Raw genomic sequence first — 26,556 nt, forward strand, 5'->3', positions numbered from 1 at the left:
TCAATAATGGCAGAGTATGCATCATAGATCGTCCGATGAGAAGTTTCTAAGCTGTGTCGGATTGTTAACTGTTCTGGAGAGATGTATATGAGTTCCTGCATTGTAGCCGATGAGAGCCAGCTAAACGCCAAACCCGCATGGCGGGCCGTTTATGCGCTGGCGCTGGGCGTTTTCGGCCTGATTGTTGCAGAGTTTCTTCCCGCCAGTCTGTTAACGCCGATGGCGACAAGCCTGGGCGTAAGTGAAGGGATGGCGGGGCAGGCGGTGACCGCGACGGCACTGGTGGCGCTGGTTACCGGGCTGCTCATTACCCCGGCGACCAAAAATATCGATCGCCGCTGGGTGCTGATGTTTTTTTCGGTGCTGCAAATCATCTCCAGCATGATGGTCGCCTTTGCGCCTTCGCTGGAGTTTTTACTCCTCGGCCGCCTGCTGCTGGGGATTGCCATCGGCGGGTTCTGGTCAATGTCCACCGCGACCGCGATGCGCCTCGTGCCCGCCGCGTTTGTACCCAAAGCGCTGGCCATTATCTTCTCCGCCGTATCGGTAGCGACCGTCGTGGCCGCGCCGCTGGGCAGCTATTTAGGCGGGATGATCGGCTGGCGCAACGTGTTTATCATCTGCGCGCTGCCGAGCCTGGTGGCTCTGTTCTGGCAGCTGTGGGTTCTGCCCTCCATGCGTCCGGAAAGCGCAGGCAGCTTTGCGACGCTGTTTAAGGTTCTGCGCCGGCCGGGGATGCTGGGCGGCATGCTGGCAACCATTTTGATTTTCAGCGGCCATTTCGCCTTCTTTACCTACCTGCGGCCGTTTCTGGAAACCGTCGCCCAGGCGAGCGTGGAGGGGGTTTCCCTGATCCTGCTGGGCTTTGGGCTGGCGAACTTTGTCGGGACCTCTATTGCCGGACATTTACTGGCCCGCAGCCTGCGCATGACGCTGGCGCTGGTGCCGCTGGTGATGAGCATTCTGGCGCTGATGATGGTGACCTTCGGCCATCTGGCGCTGCTTGACGGTCTGATGGTGGCCATGTGGGGCTTCGCCTTTGGCCTGGTGCCGGTGGGCTGGTCAACCTGGCTTGCCACCACGGTGCCGGATGAGGCCGAAAGCGCCGGGGGGCTGCTGGTTGCCTCCATCCAGCTGGCCATCAGCGCCGGGGCGGCCGGCGGCGGGGCGGTGTTCGACATCACCGGCGCCAGCGGCGTCTTTACCGGCAGCGGTCTGCTGCTGCTCAGCGCGATGGTCATTGTCCTGGTCGGCGTCCGGGTAAAACCGGTCCCGAGCGGAGAGTAAAAATAAAAGCGCCTGCGGGCGCTTTTTTCGTTTTTCGTTTTTCGTTTAGCCGTTAGCCGGGCCGCTTCAGCGATCGGCCGCTCGGCGCTTTTTTCTTTGCCGCCCTGGCGCCGCTTTTCCCCGCCAGCTCAACAAGACGCCTGAAGGTCGGGCACTCCATATGCGAAGGCGCCGGGCAGTCGGCGACGTGGCGAAGCGTGTCGCGCAGGGCGGTGAGCTGCTGGATCTGGCGGTCGATGCGGTCGGCCTGCTGGTGCAGCCCGGCTCGCGGAAGGTCGGGAGAACCCTGCTTGCCGAACATGCTCGCGATCTCATCGAGCGAAAAGCCCGCCGCTTTGCCCATGGTGATGAGCTTCAGATGCAACAGCACGTCGTGCGGAAACTGTCTGCGCAGCCCGTGGCGTGAAATTGACGCGATCAGGCCGATCTCTTCGTAGTAGCGCAGCGCCGAGGGCCTGATCCCGCTCTGGGCCGAAACTTCACCGATATCCAGAAATTTCATGCTTGACCTCAATTCGACTTGAAGTCGTAGCATGCTCCTGAACCGAATTTCCGGCAAGAGGGCAATGCGATGACACAGGTGGAATTACCGAACCCGACACACAAACAGGCGGCAATAACGACGGCGCTCGCGCTCTGTATGCTGCTGGCCTCGCTCGGCACCAGCATCGCTAACATTGCGCTACCCACGCTGGCCGCGGCCTTTTCCGCCCCTTTCCCGCAGGTGCAGGCGGTGGTCACCGTCTATCTGGCGGCGCTGACGATCTCGGTGCTGGTTGCCGGTCGCCTCGGCGATAGATGGGGACTGAAGAGCATGCTGATGGTCGGCCTCGGCCTCTTTATCCTGGCCTCACTGCTCTGTAGCCTGGCTGCCAGCCTGTGGTTTTTAACCATGGCGCGGGCGCTGCAGGGGGCGGGAGCCGCTTTCCTGATGACGCTGAGCATGGCTCTTATGAGACAGGCCGCCGGGAAGGATCGCATCGGCCGGGCGATGGGGCTGCTGGGAACCACCTCGGCGCTGGGCACGGCGCTCGGTCCCTCCTTCGGCGGGCTGCTGATAGCCTGGGCGGAATGGCGCAGCATTTTCTGGGTTCAGCTGCCGATCGCCTGCCTGGCGCTGCTGCTGGTGTTTATCGTCCTGCCTGCCGATCGCCGCGCGCGCGCCGAGTCACGAATAAGCCAGCGTCCGGCGCCGATCGGCCCTCTGGCGCCCTGGCTGCTGGCCAATCTTTTGGTAGCCGCGGTGATGATGGCCACCCTGGTGGTGGGGCCGTTCTATCTCGGCAGCGCGCTTAATCTGAGCACCGCGGAAGTGGGCTTTGTGATGGCTATCGGTCCGGTGGTCTCTATCTTTTGCGGCGTGCCTGCCGGCCGCCTGGTTGACGGCTGGGGAACCCGCCGCACGCTCTACGTGGGGCTGATCCTGCTGACGGCAGGGGCCTTTATGCTGGCAGAGCTGCCGAACCGGGCGGGCATTATCGGCTACGTGCTGTCGGTCATGGTTCTGACCCCCGGCTACCAGCTTTTTCAGGCCGCCAACAATACCGCCGCGCTGCTCGAGGCGATGCCGGGCCAGCAGGGCACGGTCTCAGGACTGCTCAGCCTTGCGCGGAATATGGGGCTGATCGCCGGCGCGGCGGTCATGGGAAGCGTTTTTTCGTTTGCCGCCGGCACGCAGGACCTCGTTCACGCTCCGGCGTCGGCCATTGGCGGCGCCATGCGCTTCACCTTCCTGCTTGCCGGCATCATGATGACCGCCGCTATCGGCATCGTGCTCGCCGGGCGCCTGAAAAAATAGCCCTGCCGCTGCCGGTCAATCCAGCCCCGGCAGCTGGCCGAGGATCTGCTCCAGGGCGCGTCGTTCCTGGCCGCTCAGCGTCTGCAGAGGGAACGGCAGGCACGGCGCCGGCGCGATGCCAAGGATCTCGGCGACGGTGGCGATCGCGCGCAGGCTTCCGTGGCGGTGATAGAACGCCCACAGCGGCGCAAGGTCTGCGCTAAGCCGATGCGCCTCGCCGTCATCTCCGCGCTGGGCCGCCCGGGTCAGGCGCAGCGCGTAGCGGGGAAAGAGTCCGCCGAGGACGGAGTACCAGACGCCGCAGCCGGCAATCAGGCCCGCCGCGGCGCGGGCGTCGCCGCTGATGCCGAGCGTGACCGGCCCGGCGATCCGCTGCTTCAGGACCGCGATGCGCTGCGAGGCGGCGCGCCACTCTGCCGGAAGGTCGCCGAGTTTTATCGAAGCGACGTGATTGAGGTTCGCCAGGGCGACCAGCAGATCGTCGGAAAAGTGAAACCCGGTGGTTGCCGGATTATCGTAGACGCACAGCGGGACCGATAGCCCGGCGGTGACGCGCTCATACAGGCGAAACGCTTCATCGGCGCTCAGTTTCTGATACGACAGCGGCGCCAGCAGCACGCCGCTAACGCCGGCGTTTTGCGCATCCTCCGCCAGCCTCATGACCTCATCTGCGCTGATGTTGCTGATGCTGGTCATCACCGGAGTACCGGACGCGGCGTCGACGGCGAGGCGGGTAACCCTGAGCCGCTGCTCCCGGGTCAAATAGGCGTAGCTCCCGGTGGAACCCAGCGCGCCTATGGAATCCACGCCGGCATCGACAAGGTTTTCAATCAGTGACACAAACGACTTCTCATCGATCTCCGCCCCCGCCAACGGGGTGAGAGGGAATGCGCTCAGGCCAGTAAACATCATTGATTCCTTTTTAAAAAAATGGGAGTAACCCAGGCGACCGTTGCGTTTTAGCGGGCAAACTTTCGCGATCCGCTCACGCACAGAATAACGCCTAAAGTGACGAAAACCATTACCGGACTGACCGTTTCATGCAGCAGGACCGCCGACAGCGCCAGGCCAAAGAACGGCTGCAGCAGCTGGAGCTGGCCGACGGCGGCAATCCCGCCGATTGCCAGCCCTTTGTACCAAAAAATAAAGCCGATCAGCATACTGAAAAGCGATACGTATCCTAACGCCGCCCAGGCCGGGGCGCTAATGCCGCTGAAGGTCGCCGGCAGGGTTATCACGGTGGCGATCAGCATGAAAGGCAGCGAGATAATCAGCGCACAGCCGATCGTCTGCCAGCCGCCGATAGCGCGGGTCAGCTTTGCGCCCTCGGCGTAGCCCAGGCCGCAGACAACGACGGCGGCCAGCATCAACAGATCGCCGGTTAGCGACGCCGAGGCGCTTTGCGCGAGCGCGAAGCCCACAACCAGCAGGCTGCCGATGACCGAAAAGATCCAGAAGGCCGTTTTGGGGCGTTCACCGCCGCGCAGAACGCCGAAAATGGCCGTGGTCAGCGGCAGAAGTCCGAGAAACACGATGGAGTGTGCGGCGGTGACGTGCTGCAGCGCGAGGGCGGTCAGCAGCGGAAAACCCACCACCACTCCCAGAGATACGATGGTCAGCGCGACGAGGTGCGAGGCGTGGGGGCGCCGCTGGCGAAAGCACAAAATCAGCGCGCAGGCCACTATTCCGGCAATAGATGCGCGCAGAAAGGTCAGAAAAAAAGGGGCCATCTCCAGCACCGCCACGCGTGTGGCGGGCAAAGAGCCGCTGAAAATAATCACGCCGAGCAGGCCGTTGAGCCAGCCGGAAACGGCGCCGGGGTCGGCTTTATGTACCGCTGAATTCACCACTGTAACCTCATCTGTTTGTTCACGTTTCCGGGCTTGAGCCTGGGGTCAGCGGATGGTAGCCTCACCAATCTAATACAATCAAATTATTGTCATGGATACATTTGATGAAAGCCCGCTACAAAGGCATTGTTGATCAATTCGCGGAGGCGATGCGAAACGGCGAGATAGCGCCGGGAACCCGCCTGCCGACGCACCGGCAGCTCTCCGCACGGGAGCATATCTCTTTGGCGACCGCTACCCGGGTCTACAGCGAGCTGGAGGCGATGGGGCTGGTGAGCGGCGAAACCGGGCGCGGCACCTTTGTCAGAGAGCGGTCGCTGCCTGCGGGCCATGGCGTCGATCAGCAGACGGTGGCGACGGACGTGCTCGACCTGAATTTTAACTATCCGGCGCTGCCGGGGCAGGGAGAGATACTGCGCGACGCGCTGCGGCAGCTTTCGGCGGCCGGTGACATCGAGTCGCATCTGCGCTATCAGCCCCACGCCGGCAGGCTCGGTGAGCGCGAGATGATGGCCGGGCACTTTTGCCGGCACGGATTTCGGCCGACGGCGGACAACCTGCTGATCGTCAACGGCGCCCAGCACGGGCTGACCGTCACGGTGATGGGGCTACTGAGGCCCGGCGATGTCGTTGCCGTGGATGCGCTGACCTATTCGGGGTTTAAAGCGCTGGCCGAGCTCTACCATCTTGAGCTTATCGCCATTCCGTCCCTCGCTGATGGCCCGGATTTAGCGGCCCTCAGGCAGATCTGTCAAAAAAGACGCGTCCGGGCGGTCTACGTCATGCCGACGCTGCACAATCCGCTGGGCTGGGTACTTAGCCACCGTCAGCGCAAGGCGCTGGCCGAGATTGCCCGCGCCCACAGTCTGCTGATTGTCGAAGATAGCGCCTACGCCTACCTGGTGCGACGGCCGCCGCCGCCGCTGGCGTGCTATGCGCCAGAGCGCACCGTCTATATCAGCGGATTTTCAAAAAACGTGGCGACCGGCCTGCGGGTCGGGGTGGTTATCTGCCCTGAAAGCTATCGTTCCGCGCTGGAGAGAGCGATTCGCGCCACGACCTGGAATACCCCCTCCGTACTGACGGCGCTGGTCTGCGGCTGGATCCAGGACGGCACCGTCAGCCGCGTTGAAACGCTAAAAAGAGCCGATGCGCGCCGGCGGCAGGCGGTGTTAAGAGAGGCGCTGGGCGATCTTCCCTGCGTGAGCCATCCGGACTCCTATTTTGCCTGGCTGCCGCTGCCGGATGAGGCGAGGGCGGATCGGGTGGTCAAGGCGCTGATGGACGACAATATTTCCGTTTCGACGGCGGCGCCTTTCTGCACCGCGCAAACCGTCCCCCAGGCCATCCGGCTGGCGCTGGGATCGGTCTCGACGGAGAGTTTGCGGCCCGCGCTGGTTAAGGTTCGCGAGGCGGTGGAAGCAGAACGCTATCGCTAGCAGCAGGGCGGCCCGCGAGTCTATGCGGCTTGTGGCGTCAGCCGATAGTGCGACTGCACCAGGCCCGAAGGGAAGCTGCGGCTTGATAGCAGCGTCAAATCGATATCCTGGGGCAGAGATCCGAACAGCGGCTTGCCCGAACCGAGCAGGACGGGAACGGTCGTGATAATAATATCGGCGACCAGCCCTTCGCGCAGGAACGACTGGATCAGCTGCCCGCCGTCGATATAGACACGATGCGCATTCTGCGCCGCCAGGTCGGCCAGCACCTCCTTCGGCGCGCGGCGGGAGAACTGCACTTTACCCTTCAGCGCCTCGGGCACGGGGGTATCGGCCAGCTGGCGGGAGAGCACCAGCACGGGCCGGTCATAGGGCCATTCGTCGAAGGCCAGCACCTTCTCATAGGTTCCCCGGCCCATCACGATCCAGTCTTTGTCCGCGATGAACGCCATGTAGCCGTGATCTTCCGTCGGATCGTCGCGCTGCAGCAGCCAGCCGATATCGCCATCCTGCCGGGCGATGTAGCCATCAAGGCTGGCCGCAATAAAAACGTGTGTGGTGACCATCGGGCGCTCCGTATTCAGGCTGCAGATAGTAAGTTGAGTTTAGCGGCCCTGATGACGCAGGCATAAACGCAGAGAAAAACGCAGGCCTAAAAGTACGGAAAAATTCCGCCGAGGACAAGACGCTAAAATCGGTACTCAAGGGGCTAATTTGCGACGGCCCGTCCGGCCACTTACTCAAAACAGGCGCTGCGCTCATAGCACTCGTCGCAGCTCGGCGAGCGGCAAACGACCTCTCCCTGCTGAAGCAGGCAGCGCTGGCGGTAGAAGAACTTTTTCCAGCGCATATTGTGTTCGTTCATCACCACCAGCTGCGGAAAACAGTCGCTCATCAGCAGGCGCAGCTCGGCCCGTGACGCCAGGCCAAGATCCTGCCAGAGATGATTATAGGCCAGAGAAACTTCGGCGACGATCTGCGCCATCGGGCCGGCATCCTGCTGCATCCACCCCGCCAGCCACGTAGCGAGCTGCCTGCGCTCCTCTTCGCGGGTGGCGTTCAGCTCCGCCATCAGGCGGCGGCGGGTGAGCGCCTCGCCGTCCAGCGGCGTTTCGACCTGAGCCAGGCGCTGACCTAATGCCAGCCAGTCGCTCTGGCTGAGCCCCATCCGCAGGGGAAAGCTGCCTCTCCCCGCGTGATAGAGCAGCCACAGGCGATTTAGCCAGTCGCGCGGTGGCATCAGGCGACCCCCTGCTGCGCCCGCGCGGCGGGCCAGCTGCCCCGACGCTGCTGCCACCAGTCGGGGAGCACCTCGGAAACCGGCCGCCATGCCCCCTCGACGCAGGGCTCAATGCCCGCCTGCTCCAGCTTTTGCCACGGCGCATGGCCGATGCGCACGCAGAATACGGCTTTAACGTCCGCCAGCAGCGCAAGGATCGCCGCAAACCTGGCGTCGTTATCCTGCGGCTCGCAGCCGCCGCTGCCGTGGCAGTATTTCGGCGTAAACCGCTCATTGACCAGCACCATGCCGGCGGCCGACAGGCTGTAGATGTAGAAACGGTCGGCGTGACCAAAATGGCTGTCAATCACGTCTCCGCGGCCTGAGGCAACCGCAACCAGGCAGGCGTCGTCGGCCTCGGACTCGCCGCGGGTGGCGATGCTGGCATGAAGCTGGGCGCGCTGATGGAGAATCGGCAGCCAGGCGGGGAGGCTTGCCGCGGCCGGCAGCTCGGTAAACTGCTGGCTGCGATCCTCCCCCAGCATACCGATAGCGTCGGCGCGGCACTGATGGCAGTGGGTCATCTGCGGCATCACTTCGCCGCAGCGGCTGCGGGTGGCAGCGAGCATTTCGGCATCCGGCTCCGGCTGGCCGTTAAGGCCAAAAACTGTGCCGTGCTCCGGTCTGGCGATCAGCGGCATAATATTGTGAATAAAAGCGCCGCTGGCCTGCAGCCGACGGCTAACGTCGGCCATGCCGCTGTCGTTAATCCCCGGGATCAGCACCGAGTTTATCTTCACCAGCACCCCTTTGGCGGTCAGCCGGCTCACGCCCTCCAGCTGGCGGGCGATGAGGATCTCTCCGGCTTCGCGCCCGCTGTAGCGCTCGCCGTCGAGCCAGAGCCAGGCATAAATTTGCGCGGCAACATCGGCATCCAGGGTATTAATGGTGACCGTGACGTGATCAACGCCGACATCCAGCAGGCGATCCACCGCGTCGGGCAGCATCAGGCCGTTGGTTGACAGGCACAGCTTCAGGTCCGGCAGCTGGTCGCGTATCAGCTCGAGGGTGCGGAAGGTGCGGGTGATATTGGCGAGCGGGTCGCCGGGACCGGCGATCCCGACCACGGAAAGCTGCGGGATGGCCTCGGCGACCTGGCGTACTTTGAGCACCGCTTGCTCAGGCGTCAGCAGCGTTGAGGAGACGCCGGGGCGGGATTCATTGCTGCAGTCGAACTTGCGGTTACAGTAGTTGCACTGCAAATTGCAGGCGGGGGCGACCGGCAGATGCATCCGCGCAAAGCGGTGATGCCCGCTGCGCGAATAGCAGGGATGCGCAGCGGCCTTATCGGCAACGAAAGGCGTTAACGCGCCGCTGTCCGCAGAGTGACAGGCTTTACCGGCAGGGAAAGAGGAGCAGGAAGTCATGGTCGTACCTTCATGGTTGGGCGATACCTTCCTGCTGCAAATGCTGTACCAAACGCCAATTCACTAACAAACTGAAAATTAAAGATAATATTAGGCAGTAAATTGTCGCAATTCCGCCCGATTGCTGACAATGTCCTGAACCTCACACGACGAGTCAGATTCGCGGCATGGTGATGTCCATAATCTGGATCCGATAGGCGACCTGGCGCGGCGTCATCCCGAGCAGGCGCGCCGCTTTGGCCTGCACCCAGCCGGCTTTTTCCAGCGCGGCGATCAGCCGCTGGCGCTCGTCGAGCGTATTATCGAGCCAGCCATCCTCTGAAGGGCCGCTGGCGGGGAGCGCTTTCGGCATCGTGTCGTAGTGATTGAATAAAATCACGTCCCGGTCGATCAGCCCGCTCTCCGACATCACCGCCGAACGCTCAAGGCAGTTTTCCAGCTCGCGCACGTTTCCCGGCCAGCTGTACTCCATTAGCAGGCGGATCGCGCCGTCGCTTATTCGCAGCGACCGCCCCTGATTGTGGGCGATTTTACGCACCAGAAAATGCGCCAGCTCGGCGATATCCTCCTGGCGCTCGCGCAGCGGGGGCAGGGCGACAGGCATCACGTTGAGGCGATAGTAGAGATCTTCGCGGAAATGCCCCAGCCGCACCTCTTCTTCCAGATGGCGGTTGGTCGCCGCGATGATGCGCACGTTTACCCGCAGGGTTTCATCGCCGCCCACGCGCTCCATCTCTCCCTCCTGCAGGATGCGCAGCAGCTTGGCCTGGAATGAGGCGCTGCTTTCGCCAATCTCATCAAGAAACAGAGTGCCGCCGTCCGCCAGCTCAAAGCGGCCCTTGCGCTGGCGCACCGCCCCGGTAAAGGCGCCTTTCTCATGACCAAACAGCTCGCTCTCCAGCAGGGTGTCCGGCAGCGCCGCGCAGTTAAACTTGACGAACGCGGCGGCGGCGCGCGGCGAATTATGGTGAATGGCATTGGCAATCAGCTCCTTGCCGGTTCCGCTCTCGCCGCGCACCAGCACCGTGGTATCCCAGCGGGAGACCTGACGAATAATCTCCATAATCTGGCGCATTGCCGGGCTTTTACCGACCATCGTGTCGAGGCCAAAACCGCGCGCAGGCGCGCAGGTGCGCGGCCGCTCGGCCCTGGCGAGGGGCTGAGCTGGCTGCTGCGCGGAAGTCGGGAGGATCATCAGGCGAATGGTCTGGGCTATCAGGTTAGCCACGGTTTCAAGAAACCGCGTGCAGGCCGGGAGCCGCTCGTCCTGACGCACCATCGGCTGCGCCGACAGCACGCCAATGGGCTGAGCGTTGGGCCCCATCAGCGGCACGGCGATAAACGGCAGATCGTAATCATAGAGGCTGAGGCGGTCGAGAAAGCGCCGATCGTCGGCGACGCGCGGCAGCACCAGCGACTGGCCCCGCGCCAGCACGGTGCCGACCAGTCCTTCCCCCGGCCGGTAGCGGATCTGCGTACTGCCAGGCAGCGTCTGACCATCCGTCTGCTGTAGCGCTTCGATGCTGAGAATTTCCTGCTCGCTATCGTAAAGGCAGATCATGCCGTGCTGCATAAAGGCGTCGTTGTACAGCACGCTCAGCACCTCCTGGAGCGTCTTGCTGGCCTCGGTGGCGCGGCTCAGCACCACGCTGATGCGCTGCATGGCGGTGAACTGCTGAGAGAGGTCAAAGCGCCTGACGGTGGTGTCTGAGTCGGGTTTGTGGGTCATAGCTCGCCTCCGTTCAGGGTGTTAAAGAGGGGGAAGCGCAGCACAAGGCAGGTTCCCCCCTGCGGGCGGGAAGTCAGTTCAATGGCGCCGCGATGGTGGGCGACCAGGGTCTGGATGAGCCGCAGCTCCATCCCCTTGCCGGGAGAGTTTAAGGCGTCGGGGGAGTGGGTATAGCGCACCTGCAGCAGCGGCACATTGTCGTTGAGGTAGAGCGAAAGCCAGCCCTCGTCCTCTTCGGCGTAGAGCTGCATCTCCAGCGGCACGGAGGGCAGCTCGGCGGCGAGGGCCAGCGTGCGGTCAAACCACAGGCTTAAGCAGGCCAGCAGCTGCGTGCGCTGGCCGAAGCCGATCAGGTGCGGGGAGGCCATATCGACCAGCAGCACGCCGCGATCCTCGAAGCGGGTGCGGTAGAGCGCGCACAGATCGTCGAAGAAGGGCTGCAGCGGCCAGGCGGCGTTGCTCTCCAGCTCCAGGGAGGGCCGGCAGCGCTGCAGGCGGGCCATCGCCTCTTCGCCTTCGCGCCACGCGGCCTCCAGCGCCACGTTACCGCCGCCTTCGCCGTTGAGCCGGCGCGCCGCCGCCAGCATGTTGATCGGACAGTTAAGCTGGATTAGCGCCGCGTCGAGCGACTCGCGAATGGCGGCCAGCAGCTTACCGGCGGTCATCTGCTGCTTGAGCCGGTCGAGGCGACCCTGCTCGTGCTGCTGGCGCTGCTGCGAGCAGTCGGTGATAACGACCAGCGTCCGCGCCGGGGCGCTATCGACGAAATAGCGGCTGGCTTCTTCGCTGACGCCGGGCAGCGCCCAGCTGGTCACCGACAGCCAGCGTACCGCGCCGCGCACCGCCAGCGGCAGAATTTGCTCCGCGCCGGGTCCCATTTTACGCGGCGAAACCTGCAGTTCGACCAGCAGCTCTTTCCCGCCGCAGTCGGCGCAGAAGGTTTTGTAGGCGAGGTTATCCATCACCACCCGATCCTGCTCGTCGACCACCACTACGGCGGCGGGAATATTATTGAGCACGGCTTCCATCAGGGTCATGTGATTGCGCAGGCGCTGCTCGAGGGTGTAGCTGACGCTGATATCCCGCTGCATCGCCAGATAGTGCTCCAGCTCGCCCTGGGGGTTGAGTACCGGCGTGATGTCGATATCCACCAGATAGAGCCCGCCGTCGCGGCGCTGATTGATCAGCTGGCCGCGCCAGGGCTGGCGCTGGAGCAGCGTTTGCCACATCTGCTGGTAAATTTCGCGCGGCGTCTGGCTGCTGGCCAGCAGCCGCGGGTTCTGGTTCAGCAGCTGCGCCAGCGAATAGCCGGTCTGGCGGCAAAACGCCGGATTGGCGTAAATGATATTGGCTCTCGCATCGGTCAGCGAAATCGCCACCGACGCCTGTTCTACCATGGTAAAAAACAGCCCCGGATGTTGTTGAGTCAGCGCGCCGGCAATCGCCTCCGGCACGGCGTTATCGAGCATCATATTCAGGGTCATCGCAAACTCCTGTGTCGCAGTTATGACAATTTGTCCGACACCGCGACGCCAACGCCGCGGTGTTATTCGCATCCTGATAACCATGCAAACCGTGCGCCCTTATCAAAGCGACCTGATGAAACATTGATCCGACAGCGGAAAATCGCGCTATTTTTGCGTTGTTGCGGCCCGGACGGGCCCGCTGCGGGCGGAAGAAGGGCGAAGGGGCGATCGTTATGGGGCAGGCCTGGGCCGCGGTGGTGCAAAAAAACCTGGCACAGCCTTCGCAATACCCCTGGCGATAACTGGTGTTTTAATCCCCATCCCGACAGGAGCGTAACATGGCGAACATTGGCATTTTCTTTGGCACGGATACCGGCAAAACGCGCAAAATTGCGAAGCTGATCCACAAGCAGCTGGGCGGCGTAGCGGATGCCCCGGTCAACATTAACCGCACGACGCTGGAGGCGTTTTTGGCCTATCCGGTGCTGATTCTGGGTACGCCGACGCTGGGCGACGGGCAGCTGCCGGGCCTGGCGGCCGGATGCGAGAGCGAATCGTGGAGCGAATTTATCCCGGCCCTTGACGGCATCAGCCTGAGCGGTAAAACCGTGGCGCTGTTCGGTCTCGGCGATCAGCAGGGCTATCCGGACAACTTCGCCAGCGGAATGCGCCCGCTGTATGACGTCCTGAGCGGCTGCGGGGCGCAGATTATCGGCAGCTGGCCGAATGAGGGATACGAGTTCAGCGCCTCATCGGCGCTGGAGGGAGAGCGGTTTGTAGGACTGGTTCTCGACCAGGATAACCAGTTCGATCGCAGCGAAGAGCGCCTGAGCCGCTGGCTTGAGGAGATCAAACGCGTGGTGCTGTGAGTTTTCGCGGGTAGCCGCCAGGGCTACCCGCACAGCCCCGGCTGGCGCGAGATTGAATCCTGCAGCCACCGGCGCTGATGGCGCTGCTGGCTTTGCTGCCACAGATAATCGCGGGCGCTCTCCAGCGCCTGCTGCTGCTCCATCGGCACGGCGGGGCGAATCGCTTCGCACCACAGCAGGTGCCATCCCAGCTCGCTGGCGACCGGCGGGCTCAGCGCATTCTCCGTGAGCGAAAACAGCGCCGTCTCCAGCTGCGGATAGAGCAGTCCCCGGCTAATCCAGCCTAAGCGTCCGCCCTCCAGCGCGCTCGGGCACTGGGAATAGCGCTGCGCCAGCGGCGCAAAGGCATCGCGGGAGATGCTGATTTTCTGATGCAGCCCGAGGATTTGCCGATGAACCGCCTCAAGGTCGCCATCGACCGTCAGCAGCAGGTGGCGGGTCAGGCGCTGCTCCGGGCGCATAAAATGCGCCTGATGGTGAAGATACCAGGCCTGCACCGTTGACGGATCCGGCTGCGGCACCTGCTGCGCCAGTTCGGCAAAGGCGATCTCCAGGCGGGTGTGATGCAGCACGATGGCCTCGCGCTCCTCGGGGGTAAAGCCGCCGTCGCTAAGCCAGATCCCAAGCGACGCGGCCACGCTATCCCTCAGCTCTGGCGCAATATCGTGCGCCGGCGCCAGGGTGACGATAGCCAGCTCCATCTGACGCTGGCGCTGCCAGGCCTGCTCAAAGACCTCGCTGTCGGCGGCGTTTAATGCCGCCGGTTCACTGTTCCAGCGGCTGCGCGCCAGGCGCTGGCGGCCAAACCGTTCCCATGCGTTCATGATTATCTCTCCTCGACGAGGCTGATGGCCCCAACCGGCACGGTAAACCAGCGGCCGCTAAAGTCGACGGTATAGCTGTCGCCGCGCTCGCCCCGATCGGTTGCCTCGATGCGCCCCTGTTGACCAACGTTAACCACCACCTCACCGTTGACGGCCAGCGGCATCCGGCAGGTGACGGTATCGCCATACTGCAAATTTCCGGCCAACCACGGCTGGGCGATGGGGATCAGCTCCTGTTCGCGGCAGCCGATGACCCGGTCTCCCTGCGGAAAGTGGATCTGGTAAATAATCTGATCCTGTAAAAAGACGCCCCAGTCGCGGACAAAGCCGGTGCTGCCGCGCCTGACCAGCAGCTCGCCGGGGGCGAAGCCCGCCACGGTGCCATCGTTACGGATCGCGCGCACCACCCGCACTTCGTCGCTGAAGGTGAATTTTGGCCTCATTCTTCCTCCTCCTGAAACTGCTGCCGGTAGCTTTCAGCAAGCAGCCGTCGCGCCAGCAGCCACGAGGCGCGGGCGTTTTCTTCCAGCCGGTTCTGCAGCGGGACTTCGGCGCGCAGCTTGCGGTGAAAGGTCGTCAGCACCGGCAGGCAGCAGCGGCCGAGCCGCTCCGGCTGATAGGGTACGGCGAAAAACTGAAAGAAAGACTCGGCGGAGCTCAGCTCGTCCACGCCGGGAATTTGATAAAACCACTCCATGATTATCCCCCTGTTCGCAGCGCGGTCGCGCCGTAGAGTTCGTCATATATCGCGACCAGCTCATAGTCCCGCGGGCTGCGCTTGCCGTGCTCGGCAAAGCGGCGGATGGCGGGCAGCAGCTGGTTAATTTGCGCTGAGCTGAGGTGATAGCCCATGGCGTCGAAAATGCCGTTCACCGCCTGACGCCCGGAGTGTTTTCCCAGCACCAGCCGGTAGCTGCGGCCGACCAGCGCCGGGTCGATCGCCTGATAGCTCTCGCGATCGCGCAGCAGCGCCGCCACGTGGACGCCCGACTCGTGGGTAAAGACCAGCTCGCCGACCAGCGGCTGCTGCGGGTCGATGGGGCGCAGCGCCGCCGTCGCTACCTGCTGGCAAAGCGCGGGGAGGGCCGGAAAATAGACGCCGGTTGCAACGCCGAGGCAGCGCTCAAGGCCCAGGGCGACGGTTTCCAGCGCCGCGTTGCCCGCGCGTTCGCCGAGGCCAAGCACGGTGGTATTGACGCTGGAGGCGCCGGCGCGCACCGCCGCCAGCGTATTAGCGGCGGCGAGGCCGAGATCGTTATGGGCATGCATCTCGATGTCGCCGGGCCAGACTTCGCGCAGGGCCGAGATGTGCTCGAAGGTGGTAAAGGGATCGAGTATGCCAACCGTATCGGCGTAACGGAGGCGGGCCGCGCCGGCGTCCTGCGCCACCCGGGCAATATCGTGCAGGGTCTGGCCGCTGGCGCGGGAGGCATCTTCGCAGCCGATGCACACCTGCAGGCCAAGGGTCCGCGCAAGCTGAATAAAGGTCGCCAGCCGCTCCAGCAGCAGCGCCAGCGGTTCGCGCAGCTTGTACTGCCGCAGCTTATCCGAGGCCGGAATGGAGATATCCACCCAGTCGATGCCCAAATCGGCGCTCTGGCGGATCTCCTGTGCGTTCATCCGACACCAGGTCATCAGCGTGGCGTGGGGAAGCTGGCGGCGCACCAGCTGGATCCGCGCAAGCTCCTCATCCCCCATGGCCGGGGTTCCCACCTCCAGCGCCGTAATTCCCGCCGCATACAGCGCCTCGGCGATGGCCACCTTCTCGCTGGGGCGAAAGGCCACGCCGGGGCTCTGTTCGCCGTCGCGCAGCGTGGTGTCGTTGATCAGCACGCGTCTCATCGTCGTCTCCGCCTTAGCCATAAACCGGCGTAAATGCGTCCGCCGTCGGATGCGGCCTGCCGTCCTGCCAGTAGGGCGACAGCGCCCGCAGGCGTTCAACAATCGGCGGCAGCATGGCAATGACGTAATCCATCTCTTTTTCCCGGGTGTAGCGCGAGAGGGAGAAACGGATGGTGCCGTGGGCCGCGGTGTAGGGAATATTCATCGCCCGCATCACGTGCGAGGGCTCCAGCGAGCCAGAGGTGCAGGCGCTGCCGCTGGAGGCGGCAATCCCGACCTGATTCAGCAGCAGCAGGATCGCTTCACCTTCAATAAACTCAAAGGCCAGATTCAGCGTGCCGGGCACCCGCGGCTGGCCGCCGCCCATCACCATGACCGATGGGACGCAGGCCTGCAGGCGCCGTTCGAGGCGATCGCGCAGCAGGCCGGTTTGCGCCATGCCCGGCAGATGGATCTGCGCCAGCTCGCAGGCCGCGCCCATGCCGACGATCCCGGAGATGTTTTCCGTTCCGGCCCGCCGCCCGTACTCCTGATGGCCGCCGCGCAGCAGCGGGCGAAAGCGCGTTCCCCGCCGCAGATAGAGGCAGCCGACGCCCTTCGGGCCGTGAAACTTATGCGCCGAGCAGGAGAGCATGTCGATGGCGGTTTTGCCGACCGCTATCGGCAGCTTGCCCACCACCTGCACCGCGTCGCAGTGGAACAGCGCGCCCTGTTGATGGGCCAGCTCCGCCAATTCGACCACCGGGAAAATGACGCCGGTTTCGTTGTTCGCCCACATCACGCTGACCAGCGCGACCCGGGGAGTGAGCGCCGCCCGGAACTGCGCCATATCCAGCGCGCCGTTGCCGTCAACCGCGATACGGTGGATCAGATAGCCCTGGCGTTCCAGGTGCTCACAGACCGCCAGCGTCGCCGGATGCTCAACCGCGGTGGTGACGATCTCCCGGCGCTCCGGCATCAGGGCCACCGCCGAGGCGATGGCGGTGGCGGTAGCCTCGGTGGCGCAGGAGGTAAAAATTATCTCACTGGGATACTCCGCCCCGAGCAGCGCCGCTGCCTGCTGATGCGCCCGCTCCAGCGCCGCCTGGGCCGGAATGCCAAAATCATGAATGGACGAGGGATTGCCGTAAAAATCGGTTAAAAAGGGCATCATCGCTTCGAGAACCATCGGGTCTAACCGGGTGGTGGCGTTGTTATCGAGATAAACCTGTTTCATCTTGTCCCCCTTGGGTCAGTTAACCGCGGCCTATGCCGCCACCACTTCCATATAACAGCCGGTACGTTCCATCAGCTTTTGCTGCAGCCAGGCCAGGGTCATGTCGGTCATCATGCAGCCGCTGCAGCTGCCGGAAAGGCTGACGGTGACCTGGTGGTTGGCGACGTTGAGCAGGGACATATCCCCGCCGTCGGCCTGAATATGCGGGCGCAGTTCGGCGATGGTATCGACCACGCTCTGCCAGTGCGGATCTTTGCCGCTGGCGACGGGGAGGGGCTTCTGCGGCCGTTCGGCGAGGATCGCCGCCAGCGTCAGCTCGATCTGTTCATGGCAGGAGGTGCAGCCGCCGCCGGCTTTGGTGTAGTTAATCACCTCCTCAAGCGTGGTCAGGCCGTTGTTGAGCACCGCGCGGCGGATATGCCCTTCATCGACGCCGAAGCATTTGCAAATCAGCCGACCCTCTTCATGCTCTTCGTCGAGGCTCTCGCCGCGAAAGTTGGCGATGGCGGCACGCAGCGCCTCCTGGCCCATCACCGAGCAGTGCATTTTCTGCGGCGGCAGTCCGTCGAGGTAGTCGGCGATCTGCTGGTTGGTGACCTCTCCGGCTTCGGCCAGCGTGCGGCCGACGATCAGCTCCGTCAGCGCGGAAGAGGAGGCGATCGCGCTGCCGCAGCCAAAGGTCTGGAACCCGGCTTCCTCGATAATTTCAGTTTGCGGGTCAACGCGCAGCATCAGGCGCAGCGCGTCGCCGCAGCTCAATGAACCGACATCGCCCACCGCGTTGGCGTTGTCCACCACGCGCGCGTTGCGGGGATTAAAAAAATGGTCTTTCACTTTCTCGGAGTAATTCCACATGCTGTCAGCTCCAGGGATGATGACGGAAAACGCCGGGGCGCGTTCCACCGCGGAAAGCGCGGTGGTAGCTATCAACAAGCAAATGCAGTACCAATGCGTAAATGCGTTTATTTTTAAATAGTTAGAATCAAAATCTGACAATGCCGCCCGACAGTGTCGCTATTTTTTGTGGGGTTTGTCACAGAAACGACAGGGCTAGCCGCGCGGCTCGCGGTCCTCCCGCCACTCCTGCTCCTCGAGCAGCCGGGTAAAGCGCTCCGGGTCGCGCCTGCGGGCGCTTTTGCGCTGCTCTTTGGCGTACCAGTAGAGCTGGATCTCCTGCAGTAAATCGACAATTTTGGTGTCAGCGGGCACGCGTTCTGCGCGCACGCCAACCTGCAGCAGCTGGCGAAAAATCGCATCGCCGATGGCGACGCAGAACAGGGTGACGCAGTCCTCAAGAGCGTGGATCCGCGGGCCGATCCTCTCCGCCTGATGGCCGCTTTCGACCGTGAAATCAACCACCCTGATCAGGGTGACCCGATCCGCCTTGACGCCATACACCACCAGCCGCGGCGTGGCGCCAAAGTGGCGGTCGACGTGGCGATAGTCGGAGCTGGCAAAGGCGACCTTCATGGACCACTCGTCGGAATGGACCATGTCAAACTGGCGGTTAATGGGCGGCATAATCGGCTCCTGGGGTGAAGGGCGGTTCGGCGTTCTGGCGCAGCGGCGAGCGGTAAAGGGCGACGTGGCGGTGGCGCTCGCGCATCAGGTTGGCCAGTTCAAACAGCGTATCGCGCATCCCGCTGTAGCCCTGTCGCACCCGGCGGAACTCGCCGAGGCGGTCAAAGAGAGGGAAGCCGGCGCGGATCAGCGGTAGCGCGAACTGTTCTGCCAGGTCGCAGGCGTGAGAGTTGGCCACCAGCAGGTCGGCGGGCTGGGAACAGAGCAGGGTTTGCAGATCCTCCAGATCTCCCGGCACCACGCGTTCGACCGGCAGCTGGCGCAGGCTGGGATGGCCGGTGGGGGCGACCAGCGGACCTGGGCGCATTCCCTGGCTGGCGGCAAAATCGCACCACGCTGCCAGCAGATCGCCTTCTGCCGCCATCGCCATGCGCTGGTCCTGGAGCCACATGTGGCAGTCGATCATCGCGTCCTGGAGCTGTCCACGCTGGCGCTCAATCCACTGTGGAACGCCGCGCCCGGAAATCTTCGCCAGCTGATGGATGAACGTATCGCAGTGCTCGAGGGTCATCAGGTGCGGCAGGGCGATAACCTCGCCGTGGCTGCGCCGGGCCAGCAGCGAGGAGGCCCGGCTCAGCGAGGCGCCGATGGCGAAGCTGCACAGGCTCTGCCCCATCTGCTCTATCTGGCGCAGCGGCGTCCCGCCCTGGGTGACCGGCGAAAAATCCCCCTGCGCGAGATGCCCGTCCATCGATTGTGCGAGGTCCGGCAGGATCGTCGCCTGCAGGCCGAAGGCCTCCACGTAGCGGCGCAGCAGCTCGATATCGCCGGGAGAGCAGAGGTGGCTCACCAGCAGGTTGACCCGGCGATTTCGCTGGCCGGCGCGCGGCGTCGGCGCGACCCACTGCTCAATGACGCTCTCCAGCACGGCGCTGAAGCCGTTTTCCATCGAGCCATAAAAATCAGGACTGTTGACCGTCAATATCGCCACCCCTTTATGCCGGGGATACTCCTCGCGAAACTGGCGCACGACCCGGGACATGTCGCTGCCCTGGGCCTCCGACAGCCCGGTGCTGAGCAAGACGATGGCCTGCGGAGTGTTGCGCTGGCACAGGGTGTCGAGGGCGGTAAAGATATTGCCGTCCGCGCCCATAATCGTCGAGGTCGGGTCCATCGCCGTCGACTGCAGAGGCACCGGGTCATGGAAGTGCTGAATAAAAAAGACCTTGGCGAAGGCGCTGCAGCCCTGCGCGCCGTGGACCAGCGGGATGCAGTGTCCGATCCCGAGGCTGGCGAGGATTGCGCCGAGCGGCTGGCCGGTTTTAACCGGACTGACCGCCAGCGGTTTATCGGTGCGAAAAATTTCTGCCATGCTGTGCTCCTTAGTGCCAGGGGGCGCGGGAATGGGTTTGCGGCCAGACCGGGCTATTGATGGTCTGACAGATCTGACGGGCGAGGGTGACGATACCCTGATAGCCGGCGAAAGCGTGCTCGCGTTCCTGATTGATATCGAGAAACGGCAGCCGGGCCTTGTAGGCGGTGTACATATTGCGCCCGCCGGCGATCATCAGGTCGGCCTGGTAGCGGTAGACCACGTCCAGCAGGGTGCGGGCGTTGCCTTCGTCGAGCATGACCGCCTCTTCGCCCATCAGTTCGCGGATCCGCTGTTTATCTTCCTCGGTGGATTTGCGCGTGCCGGTCGCCACCACGCTCATCCCCAGATCCTGCAGCGCCGACACCACCGACCAGGATTTAACGCCGCCGGTGTAGAGCAGCGCTTTGCGCCCGCGCAGCTGCTCGCGCCACGGCCTGAGCGCCAGCTCCGCCGCCTGCTCCTCGCGCGCAATCAGCGCCTCGGTGCGGCGGCACAGGTCGTCATCGCCCAGCAGGGCCGCCAGTTGACGCAGGGCGTCGGAGGTCGCGCGGATACCGTAGAAGCTGCCTTCGAACCACGGGGTGCCGTAGCGTTGTTCCAGCGATCTGGCGACGTTAATTAACGCCCGCGAGCAGACCAGCATATTGGCCTGCGCCCGGTGCATGGTCTGGATTTCAGCAAAGCGGCCGTCGCCGGAGAGGCTGCCGAGCACGCGGATCCCCAGCTCATCGAGCAGCGGCTGAATGTGCCAGAACTCCCCGGCGATATTAAATTCGCCGATCAGGCCAACGTCGTGGCGATGCTCCGGGGCGAACGGGGATGCCTCCGGCCAGGGGGCCGGTTCGCGCTGGCCGATAACTCGCTTGACCATCACCTCGCCGGCCAGCCGGTTGCCGAGGTTTTTGCTGCCGTAAAAACCGGCGGCATCGATGGCGATAACCGGCACGCCGGTGGCGGTCTGCGCGGCCTGGCAAACCGCCTCCAGGTCGTCGCCCTCCATTGCCGGCACGCAGGTGTTGTAGATAAAGACCGCCGCCGGGCGGTAGCGGGTGACGATATGGCGAACCGCGTGAAACAGGCGGCGTTCGCCGCGGCCCATGATCACATCCTGCTCATTAAGATCGGTGGTGAACCCCAGCCGGTTTATATTCGGCCCGGAGCTCATGCTGCCGCGGTTATCCCATGAGCTGCCGGCGCAGCCGATGGGGCCGTGCACCAGATGCGCCACGTCGGCGATGGGCAGCAGGGTTATCTGGGCGCCGTCGAACGCGCAGCCGCCGGCGGTGGCGCCGGGTTTTGGCGCGCTACAGCCGGACTTCTGTTTATGGTTATGTTCGCAGGCGGGCTCATCCAGCAGCGCCAGAATTTCATTTCCCTTCATAGTGACCTCGTTGACCGTGGGGGATGATGATGGAAATGCAATTCGCGATCCACACGGTGAACATTGATTTTTAAAGAGAAAGTCTTGTGAGCTTTGCGACAAAGCCCACAATCGAACGAGAATGTTGTGGGTCGTGGAGCGGGGCGAGAAAAAAAGCCCGCGGGGTCGGCGGGCAACGGGCAAATAACAGGGGGTTAAAAGACGCGCTCCTGTAGCGGGTTATCCCTGTGAAGTCGCTTCGCCAGCCACGGCGGCAGGCGCCCGGCCAGCAGGGTGTTGATGGCCTCGCACTGGGCCTGAATAGCGGTGCCGGGCGGCGCTTTCATCGGATGGATCTGGTGGCGGATCAGCCGGGCGGCGGCGGGACCGCCGATCTCCTGGCAGAACAGCAGCTGGCAATCGTCAACCAGCCGGGCGCGCACTTCGCTGGCCTCCTGGTGGTCCGGCGCTGACGGATAGCGGCGCAGATCGTGCAGCCAGCCGCCTTGCTCATCAAAGGCATAGATAAAGAACAGGCGCCCCTGGCCGAAGTGGCCGTTAATGAGCAGGCCGTCCTGGGAGCAGAATGCGGCCAGCAGCTGCGGCGTCCGCTGCGCGGGGCGGGCGATGCTCAGATGAACGGGCAGCGCGCCCCGCAGGCAGGCCATCACCCGCGACCAGCGGGCGGGGGACATCACGGCGGTGGTTGACGGAAAGGCGGCGGCGAGGCGCGGCTGCGTTAAGGTGGCCAGGCGCTCCGGGGTCAGGGTCTCGCCGCTCTCCTGCGCCAGCCAGTCTAAGATTTGCGCCGGCGGCAGATCCGGCAGCGTCTGGAACAGCGCCAGCAGGCGCCAGAAAAGGGTATCGTTGTCGGACATCGCCGGCTCCTTATATCAGCGTAGTGCGGGTGGCCCGCAGGCTTATCGGGAAGGTGGGCCGCTCCGGCTGCGGGCTGACGTAGTAGCGTCCGCCGCCTTCCAGCGAGATTGCGCCGCCCCAGCGGTCAACGTCGTTATGCTCAATCTGTATCACCCGCGCCTCCAGATCCCGCCTGGCGATATAGGCATACAGATCCGCGCCGCGCTCACGAAAAATCACGATGGCCATAGGCCCCTCCAGGCCCCGCTTGCGCGGGGCGGCTAATGGTTAACGGACGAGGTCGAAGCTATAGTCGGTTTTGCCTAACTGGCTGGTGTCGTTATCCAGCTTCTCCAGCACGGCGTTTACCAGCGTGGTGACGATGTTCATCGCACCTTCATATCCCCAGGTGGTCTGGCGGTGCAGATGATGACGGTCGAACAGCGGAAAGCCGAGGCGAATAAGCGGAACTTCAAAGGCTTTGCCCTTCGCCAGGGTGTCGCGCTGGATAAATTTGCCGTAGGAGTTGCCTATCATAAAGTCCGGCTGACGGGTGAACATCAGCGAACGGAAGTGCCACAAATCGCAGTTGATGAACACTTCGCTGTCGCGGCCGTAGGGCGAGGCCTCCAGCATTTTCTTCATCGCCTTCAGCCAGCGTTTGTTGGCGTTATGGCTGAGGATAACCGTTGGCTCGCAGCCGAGCTCCAGCAGGAAGCGGGTCAGCCCCATCACAAAGTCAGGGTCGCCGTAGAGGCCAAATTTCTTGCCATGCAGCCAGGTGTGGGAGTCGAGCATCATGTCGACCAGCCGTCCGCGCTCAAGGGTGAGGGCGTCGGTAATCGGCTTACCGCTGAGCTGGCTGACGGTCATCAGCAGCTCGTCGGTGGCGGCTAACCCCAGCGGGACCGCCACGTCGGTCGCCGGCTGGCGCCACATCTCCTGCACCACTTTTTTGCTTTTCAGCAGCTGCCACGGCTGCAGGAGCAGCGTATCGATGGCATCCGGGGCCTCCTTCATCTCCTGCTGGGTGGTGCCGCCGGCATACATCCGATAGTGGCCGTCGGCGGGGGTATCAAGGACCTCCGACGGGTCGGAGAGCAGGCTGCACGGCACCGCCATCTGCGCCATCATCCGCTTCAGCACGCGGAAGTTGCCGAGATAGGTCTCAAAGCCGGTCACCAGGTTGAGCTTTTGCAGCTTGCCCGGCTGCCCTTCATAGCCGGCGGTAAAGGTTTTGGCGAACCCTTCGAACATATTGTCCCAGCCGGTGACGTGGCTGCCGATAAAGCTTGGCGTATGGGCGTGCGGCACGGCAATGCTGCTATCGACAAAACCGTCCTTTTTGGCGTTGGCGATAAACGCCTGCAGATCGTCGCCGATAACCTCCGCCATGCAGGTAGTAGAGACCGCGATGATCTCCGGTTTGTAGAGCGCGCTGGCGTTCTGCAGCCCGAGATTCATATTGTTGTTGCCGCCGAAGACCGCCGCGTCTTCGGTCATCGAGTCGGATACGCAGGCGATCGGCTCTTTGAAATGGCGGTTAAAGTAGGTGCGAAAATAGGCCACGCATCCCTGGGAGCCGTGAACATAGGGCAGGGTGTTGGCAAACCCCAGCGAGCAGAGCACCGCCCCAAGGGGCTGACAGGCTTTCGCCGGGTCAACGGTCAGCGCCTCGCGCTGAAAGTTCAGCGCTTCATATTCGGCGGTGGTGGTCCAGGCGAAAACCTCCTGCACGCGCTGCGCATCGTGCGCCTCTTCCAGTACCCGCTTGCTGCGGAACATCTCCTGGTATTCGTCCTGTTCAAATAGCGGATAACAGCTATCAATTTTATCAATCGTTTGGCTCATGGTGTTCTCCTCCCGCGCCACAAATCGGTGAACTAACGGGACAGTAAATGGGCAATCACGCAGACTTCAGCCACGGGGCGATCAGTTCATTCCACGCCGGGTTGTTAAGGGTCATATCCATATCGCGGGCAAAAATGGCGAAACCATCGTAGCCGTGGTACGGGCCGGAGTAGTCCCACGAGTGCATCTGGCGGAACGGAACCCCCATTTTCTGGAAGATATATTTCTCCTTGATCCCGGAGCCGATAAGGTCGGGCTTCAGCGCTTTGACAAACGCCTCCAGCTCGTAGCTGCTGGCGTCATCGAACAGCAGGGTGCCTTCCTTAAGGTCCGGCAGGGTACGGTCGTAGTCGTCGTTATGGGCAAACTCATAGCCGGCGGCGACGATCTCCATGCCGAGGTCTTCATAGGCGCCAATGACGTGCCGCGGACGCAGGCCGCCCATATAGAGCAGCACCTTGCGCCCCTCCAGCCGCGGGCGATATTTGGCGATAATCGCCGCCATTTGCTCCTCGTATTTGGCGATCACCTTCTCGGCGTTGGCGCGAATGACGTCGTCAAACTGGTCGGCAATTTTGCGCAGCGATTCGGCGATTTTGGTCGGGCCGAAGAAGTTGTACTCCATCCACGGGATCTGATGCTTTTCTTCCATGTGCCGGGCGATGTAGTTCATCGAACGGTAGCAGTGGACCAGATTCAGCTTAACGAAAGGGGTGTTTTCCATCTCAACCAGGGTGCCGTCGCCGGACCACTGGGCGACCACCCGCAGGCCCATCTCTTCGAGCAGAATGCGCGAGGCCCAGGCGTCGCCCCCGATGTTGTAATCACCGATGATCGCCACGTCGTAAGGGGTTGAGGCAAACGGCTGCCCCTCACGATTATTGAGCACCCAGTCGCGAACCACGTCGTTGGCGATATGGTGTCCCAGCGACTGCGATACGCCGCGAAATCCTTCGCAGCGCACCGGGATCACCGGCTTATCCAGCGCCTTGCTGCTGGCGTTGGCCACCGCGCTGATATCATCGCCGATAAGCCCCACCGGGCACTCCGACTGGATGGTGATGCCCTTGGTGAGCGGGAACAGCAGCTCCATCTCTTCAATCAGCTTAGTGAGCTTTTTATCGCCGCCGAAGACGATGTCGCGCTCCTGAAAATCGGAGGTGAAGTTGAGGGTGCCGAAGCTGTCGACGCCGCTAACCCCGGTGAAGTAGTTGCGACGCCCGGCGCGCGAGTACTGCCCGCAGCCGACCGGCCCGTGGGAGATATGGGCCATATCCTTAATGGGCCCGAATACCACCCCTTTGGAGCCGGCGTAGGCGCAGCCGCGCACGGTCATCACCCCGGGCTGCGATTTACGGTTAGAGATAATGCACTTGCCGACGCTCTCCATTTGCGGATCGCTGACCATCATGTGCTTTCTGCGCTCTTTACGCGCGGTTTCGGGAAAGACTTCCAGGACCTCCTGGATTAGCGCGAGATTACGTTCGCCTGTTGCGTTGGTCATGATGATTGTCCTGTGCTCAGGCCGCGTTTTCTTCGGCGGCGGTTTTACCAATGATGCTGGTGTCTTCTTCTTCCATGATGCCGAACTCCATCAGCAGCGACTCCAGTTCATCCATGGTGCAGGGCGTCGGCACCACCTTCATGGTGTTGTTGACGATCTTGTTGGCCAGGGTGCGGTACTCATTGGCCTGCTGGCAGTTCGGGTCGTACTCGATAACCGTCATCCGGCGAATTTCCGCGCGCTGCACGATGTTGTCGCGCGGCACGAAGTGGATCATCTGGGTGCCGAGCTTCTCCGCCAGCGCCACGATCAGCTCATCTTCCCGGTCGGTCTGACGCGAGTTACAGATCAGGCCGCCGAGGCGGACCTTGCCGGATTTGGCGTACTTAACGATCCCCTTGGAGATGTTGTTGGCGGCGTACATCGCCATCATTTCGCCGGAGCAGACGATATAGATCTCCTGGGCCTTATTTTCACGGATTGGCATCGCGAAGCCGCCGCAGACCACGTCCCCGAGCACGTCATAGAACACGAAGTCGAGATCGTCCTCGTAAGCGCCTTCCTCCTCGAGGAAGTTGATTGCGGTGATCACCCCGCGACCCGCGCAGCCGACGCCTGGCTCCGGGCCGCCTGATTCTGCGCAGCGCACGTCGCCGTAGCCGATTTGCAGGACATCTTCGAGCTCGAGGTCTTCCACCGAGCCCACTTCCGCGGCCATCTCCATAATGGTGTTCTGTGCTTTAGCGTGCAGGATCAGGCGGGTGGAGTCCGCCTTCGGATCGCAGCCGACGATCATCACTTTCTTACCCATCTCCGCCAGGGCGGCGACGAGGTTCTGAGTGGTGGTGGATTTGCCGATACCGCCTTTACCGTAGATAGCGCATTGACGCATGGTCATGGTGACTTCTCCTGTTGTTGAGTGTTTGCCATCAGATAAGTGCAGGGAACATACCAGCCGTGCCAATCAATTTAACCAATTGATAAATAATCAGTTAATTTTTATCGGCCGCGGCGGACGTAAAACAAAACGGCACAATAGGGCCACCAAATGTGCGAAACAGAACAATTCCGCTCAGCCAGCTGATAAGAGGAGGCTTTGTCGGCTGTTCAACAGCTTGTCG

General features: G+C 62.9%; 26 protein-coding genes. 4 read left to right on the plus strand and 22 right to left on the minus strand.

The annotated features are described in order from the left end of the window. The first annotated feature begins 87 nt into the window (after positions 1–87). The gene (locus tag M2416_RS09775; RefSeq protein ID WP_041145610.1) at positions 88–1,287 is read left to right on the plus strand and encodes an MFS transporter; all 1,200 of its coding nucleotides are present in this window, start codon (positions 88–90) and stop codon (positions 1,285–1,287) included. A 52-nt stretch (positions 1,288–1,339) separates the two neighbouring features. Here the strand turns inward: M2416_RS09775 and M2416_RS09780 are convergent, their stop codons facing one another. Beyond that, positions 1,340–1,789 carry a helix-turn-helix domain-containing protein gene (locus tag M2416_RS09780; protein WP_259223574.1) on the minus strand — a complete coding sequence of 150 codons (450 nt, stop codon included), beginning with the start codon at positions 1,787–1,789 and terminating at the stop codon, positions 1,340–1,342. 69 nt (positions 1,790–1,858) lie between these two features. Between M2416_RS09780 and M2416_RS09785 the strand changes: the two genes are divergently transcribed. After that, complete coding sequence (locus M2416_RS09785) at positions 1,859–3,085, plus strand: MFS transporter (RefSeq protein WP_259223575.1); 1,227 nt, start codon at positions 1,859–1,861, stop codon at positions 3,083–3,085. Between the two features lie 15 nt (positions 3,086–3,100). On the opposite strand, the gene M2416_RS09790 is transcribed toward M2416_RS09785, so the two are convergent. Next, on the minus strand, positions 3,101–3,994 hold the full coding sequence (locus tag M2416_RS09790; protein ID WP_259223577.1) for a dihydrodipicolinate synthase family protein: 894 nt from the start codon (positions 3,992–3,994) through the stop codon (positions 3,101–3,103). Positions 3,995–4,044: 50 nt separating this feature from the next. Beyond that, positions 4,045–4,935, minus strand: coding sequence for a DMT family transporter (locus M2416_RS09795; RefSeq protein WP_259223582.1), 891 nt, complete (start codon positions 4,933–4,935; stop codon positions 4,045–4,047). Between the two features lie 104 nt (positions 4,936–5,039). Here M2416_RS09795 and M2416_RS09800 point away from each other — a divergent pair, with 104 nt between their 5' ends. Then, the gene (locus tag M2416_RS09800) at positions 5,040–6,374 is read left to right on the plus strand and encodes an aminotransferase-like domain-containing protein (RefSeq protein ID WP_259223583.1); all 1,335 of its coding nucleotides are present in this window, start codon (positions 5,040–5,042) and stop codon (positions 6,372–6,374) included. A 20-nt stretch (positions 6,375–6,394) separates the two neighbouring features. On the opposite strand, the gene M2416_RS09805 is transcribed toward M2416_RS09800, so the two are convergent. The 5 genes from M2416_RS09805 to nifL all read right to left on the minus strand — a co-directional run bounded on the left by M2416_RS09805 (position 6,395) and on the right by nifL (position 12,233). Continuing rightward, positions 6,395–6,940: a dihydrofolate reductase family protein gene (locus tag M2416_RS09805; protein ID WP_259223585.1), complete on the minus strand. Its 546-nt coding sequence runs from the start codon at positions 6,938–6,940 to the stop codon at positions 6,395–6,397. 170 nt (positions 6,941–7,110) lie between these two features. Next, positions 7,111–7,614 carry a nitrogen fixation protein NifQ gene (locus M2416_RS09810; RefSeq protein WP_041145603.1) on the minus strand — a complete coding sequence of 168 codons (504 nt, stop codon included), beginning with the start codon at positions 7,612–7,614 and terminating at the stop codon, positions 7,111–7,113. Beyond that, the gene (gene nifB / locus M2416_RS09815; protein ID WP_259223588.1) at positions 7,614–9,020 is read right to left on the minus strand and encodes a nitrogenase cofactor biosynthesis protein NifB; all 1,407 of its coding nucleotides are present in this window, start codon (positions 9,018–9,020) and stop codon (positions 7,614–7,616) included. The genes M2416_RS09810 and nifB overlap by 1 nt, the downstream gene beginning before the upstream one ends. 154 nt (positions 9,021–9,174) lie before the next feature. Further along, the gene (gene nifA / locus M2416_RS09820; protein ID WP_259223589.1) at positions 9,175–10,749 is read right to left on the minus strand and encodes a nif-specific transcriptional activator NifA; all 1,575 of its coding nucleotides are present in this window, start codon (positions 10,747–10,749) and stop codon (positions 9,175–9,177) included. Further along, positions 10,746–12,233 (minus strand): nitrogen fixation negative regulator NifL, encoded by a 1,488-nt coding sequence (gene nifL, locus M2416_RS09825; protein WP_076947528.1) that lies wholly within the window; start codon positions 12,231–12,233, stop codon positions 10,746–10,748. The genes nifA and nifL overlap by 4 nt, the downstream gene beginning before the upstream one ends. 320 nt (positions 12,234–12,553) lie before the next feature. On the opposite strand from nifL, the gene M2416_RS09830 reads away from it, so the two are divergent. Then, positions 12,554–13,084 carry a flavodoxin gene (locus M2416_RS09830; RefSeq protein ID WP_259223590.1) on the plus strand — a complete coding sequence of 177 codons (531 nt, stop codon included), beginning with the start codon at positions 12,554–12,556 and terminating at the stop codon, positions 13,082–13,084. A 23-nt stretch (positions 13,085–13,107) separates the two neighbouring features. Here the strand turns inward: M2416_RS09830 and nifM are convergent, their stop codons facing one another. The 14 genes from nifM to nifH form a co-directional block, all read right to left on the minus strand. Next, on the minus strand, positions 13,108–13,908 hold the full coding sequence (gene nifM / locus M2416_RS09835) for a nitrogen fixation protein NifM (RefSeq protein ID WP_259223591.1): 801 nt from the start codon (positions 13,906–13,908) through the stop codon (positions 13,108–13,110). 2 nt (positions 13,909–13,910) lie between these two features. Beyond that, complete coding sequence (locus M2416_RS09840) at positions 13,911–14,351, minus strand: nitrogen fixation protein NifZ (RefSeq protein ID WP_041145597.1); 441 nt, start codon at positions 14,349–14,351, stop codon at positions 13,911–13,913. After that, a complete protein-coding gene (locus tag M2416_RS09845) occupies positions 14,348–14,608 on the minus strand; it encodes a nitrogenase-stabilizing/protective protein NifW (protein WP_080773214.1) in 261 nt (86 codons plus the stop codon). Before M2416_RS09845 ends, M2416_RS09840 begins: the two co-directional genes overlap by 4 nt. After that, positions 14,608–15,750: a homocitrate synthase gene (nifV, locus tag M2416_RS09850; RefSeq protein ID WP_041145595.1), complete on the minus strand. Its 1,143-nt coding sequence runs from the start codon at positions 15,748–15,750 to the stop codon at positions 14,608–14,610. Before nifV ends, M2416_RS09845 begins: the two co-directional genes overlap by 1 nt. A 13-nt stretch (positions 15,751–15,763) precedes the next feature. Then, complete coding sequence (gene nifS / locus M2416_RS09855; protein WP_076947531.1) at positions 15,764–16,966, minus strand: cysteine desulfurase NifS; 1,203 nt, start codon at positions 16,964–16,966, stop codon at positions 15,764–15,766. Positions 16,967–16,996: 30 nt separating this feature from the next. Continuing rightward, positions 16,997–17,821 carry a Fe-S cluster assembly protein NifU gene (gene nifU / locus M2416_RS09860; protein WP_076947532.1) on the minus strand — a complete coding sequence of 275 codons (825 nt, stop codon included), beginning with the start codon at positions 17,819–17,821 and terminating at the stop codon, positions 16,997–16,999. 195 nt (positions 17,822–18,016) lie between these two features. Next, the gene (locus M2416_RS09865) at positions 18,017–18,487 is read right to left on the minus strand and encodes a NifB/NifX family molybdenum-iron cluster-binding protein (protein WP_259223596.1); all 471 of its coding nucleotides are present in this window, start codon (positions 18,485–18,487) and stop codon (positions 18,017–18,019) included. Further along, positions 18,474–19,859, minus strand: coding sequence for a nitrogenase iron-molybdenum cofactor biosynthesis protein NifN (gene nifN, locus M2416_RS09870; RefSeq protein WP_076947534.1), 1,386 nt, complete (start codon positions 19,857–19,859; stop codon positions 18,474–18,476). The genes M2416_RS09865 and nifN overlap by 14 nt, the downstream gene beginning before the upstream one ends. A 10-nt stretch (positions 19,860–19,869) precedes the next feature. Next, positions 19,870–21,243 (minus strand): nitrogenase iron-molybdenum cofactor biosynthesis protein NifE, encoded by a 1,374-nt coding sequence (gene nifE, locus M2416_RS09875; protein ID WP_041145590.1) that lies wholly within the window; start codon positions 21,241–21,243, stop codon positions 19,870–19,872. Positions 21,244–21,437: 194 nt separating this feature from the next. After that, positions 21,438–22,100 (minus strand): NifB/NifX family molybdenum-iron cluster-binding protein, encoded by a 663-nt coding sequence (locus tag M2416_RS09880; protein ID WP_178995004.1) that lies wholly within the window; start codon positions 22,098–22,100, stop codon positions 21,438–21,440. A 10-nt stretch (positions 22,101–22,110) separates the two neighbouring features. Next, complete coding sequence (gene nifT, locus M2416_RS09885; RefSeq protein ID WP_259223599.1) at positions 22,111–22,329, minus strand: putative nitrogen fixation protein NifT; 219 nt, start codon at positions 22,327–22,329, stop codon at positions 22,111–22,113. A 39-nt stretch (positions 22,330–22,368) separates the two neighbouring features. Continuing rightward, complete coding sequence (gene nifK / locus M2416_RS09890) at positions 22,369–23,931, minus strand: nitrogenase molybdenum-iron protein subunit beta (protein ID WP_143967114.1); 1,563 nt, start codon at positions 23,929–23,931, stop codon at positions 22,369–22,371. 55 nt (positions 23,932–23,986) lie between these two features. Further along, positions 23,987–25,435, minus strand: a complete 1,449-nt coding sequence (nifD, locus tag M2416_RS09895; RefSeq protein WP_115192713.1) for a nitrogenase molybdenum-iron protein alpha chain — start codon at positions 25,433–25,435, stop codon at positions 23,987–23,989. 16 nt (positions 25,436–25,451) lie between these two features. After that, complete coding sequence (gene nifH / locus M2416_RS09900; RefSeq protein ID WP_041145585.1) at positions 25,452–26,333, minus strand: nitrogenase iron protein; 882 nt, start codon at positions 26,331–26,333, stop codon at positions 25,452–25,454. Positions 26,334–26,556: the final 223 nt, after the last annotated feature.

Source organism: Klebsiella sp. BIGb0132 (assembly GCF_024810075.1).
In the GTDB taxonomy this organism is placed as follows: Bacteria; Pseudomonadota; Gammaproteobacteria; order Enterobacterales; family Enterobacteriaceae; genus Klebsiella; species Klebsiella terrigena.

Excerpts from the sequence above, each read along its gene's own strand:
- M2416_RS09775 (WP_041145610.1), top strand. The coding sequence starts at position 88 with ATGAGTTCCTGCATTGTAGCCGATGAGAGCCAGCTAAACGCCAAACCC.
- M2416_RS09780 (WP_259223574.1), bottom strand. The coding sequence starts at position 1,789 with ATGAAATTTCTGGATATCGGTGAAGTTTCGGCCCAGAGCGGGATCAGG.
- M2416_RS09785 (WP_259223575.1), top strand. The coding sequence starts at position 1,859 with ATGACACAGGTGGAATTACCGAACCCGACACACAAACAGGCGGCAATA.
- M2416_RS09790 (WP_259223577.1), bottom strand. The coding sequence starts at position 3,994 with ATGTTTACTGGCCTGAGCGCATTCCCTCTCACCCCGTTGGCGGGGGCG.
- M2416_RS09800 (WP_259223583.1), top strand. The coding sequence starts at position 5,040 with ATGAAAGCCCGCTACAAAGGCATTGTTGATCAATTCGCGGAGGCGATG.
- M2416_RS09805 (WP_259223585.1), bottom strand. The coding sequence starts at position 6,940 with ATGGTCACCACACACGTTTTTATTGCGGCCAGCCTTGATGGCTACATC.
- M2416_RS09810 (WP_041145603.1), bottom strand. The coding sequence starts at position 7,614 with ATGCCACCGCGCGACTGGCTAAATCGCCTGTGGCTGCTCTATCACGCG.
- nifB (WP_259223588.1), bottom strand. The coding sequence starts at position 9,020 with ATGACTTCCTGCTCCTCTTTCCCTGCCGGTAAAGCCTGTCACTCTGCG.
- nifA (WP_259223589.1), bottom strand. The coding sequence starts at position 10,749 with ATGACCCACAAACCCGACTCAGACACCACCGTCAGGCGCTTTGACCTC.
- nifL (WP_076947528.1), bottom strand. The coding sequence starts at position 12,233 with ATGACCCTGAATATGATGCTCGATAACGCCGTGCCGGAGGCGATTGCC.
- M2416_RS09830 (WP_259223590.1), top strand. The coding sequence starts at position 12,554 with ATGGCGAACATTGGCATTTTCTTTGGCACGGATACCGGCAAAACGCGC.
- nifM (WP_259223591.1), bottom strand. The coding sequence starts at position 13,908 with ATGAACGCATGGGAACGGTTTGGCCGCCAGCGCCTGGCGCGCAGCCGC.
- M2416_RS09840 (WP_041145597.1), bottom strand. The coding sequence starts at position 14,351 with ATGAGGCCAAAATTCACCTTCAGCGACGAAGTGCGGGTGGTGCGCGCG.
- nifV (WP_041145595.1), bottom strand. The coding sequence starts at position 15,750 with ATGAGACGCGTGCTGATCAACGACACCACGCTGCGCGACGGCGAACAG.
- nifS (WP_076947531.1), bottom strand. The coding sequence starts at position 16,966 with ATGAAACAGGTTTATCTCGATAACAACGCCACCACCCGGTTAGACCCG.
- nifU (WP_076947532.1), bottom strand. The coding sequence starts at position 17,821 with ATGTGGAATTACTCCGAGAAAGTGAAAGACCATTTTTTTAATCCCCGC.
- M2416_RS09865 (WP_259223596.1), bottom strand. The coding sequence starts at position 18,487 with ATGCCGCCCATTAACCGCCAGTTTGACATGGTCCATTCCGACGAGTGG.
- nifN (WP_076947534.1), bottom strand. The coding sequence starts at position 19,859 with ATGGCAGAAATTTTTCGCACCGATAAACCGCTGGCGGTCAGTCCGGTT.
- nifE (WP_041145590.1), bottom strand. The coding sequence starts at position 21,243 with ATGAAGGGAAATGAAATTCTGGCGCTGCTGGATGAGCCCGCCTGCGAA.
- M2416_RS09880 (WP_178995004.1), bottom strand. The coding sequence starts at position 22,100 with ATGTCCGACAACGATACCCTTTTCTGGCGCCTGCTGGCGCTGTTCCAG.
- nifT (WP_259223599.1), bottom strand. The coding sequence starts at position 22,329 with ATGGCCATCGTGATTTTTCGTGAGCGCGGCGCGGATCTGTATGCCTAT.
- nifK (WP_143967114.1), bottom strand. The coding sequence starts at position 23,931 with ATGAGCCAAACGATTGATAAAATTGATAGCTGTTATCCGCTATTTGAA.
- nifD (WP_115192713.1), bottom strand. The coding sequence starts at position 25,435 with ATGACCAACGCAACAGGCGAACGTAATCTCGCGCTAATCCAGGAGGTC.
- nifH (WP_041145585.1), bottom strand. The coding sequence starts at position 26,333 with ATGACCATGCGTCAATGCGCTATCTACGGTAAAGGCGGTATCGGCAAA.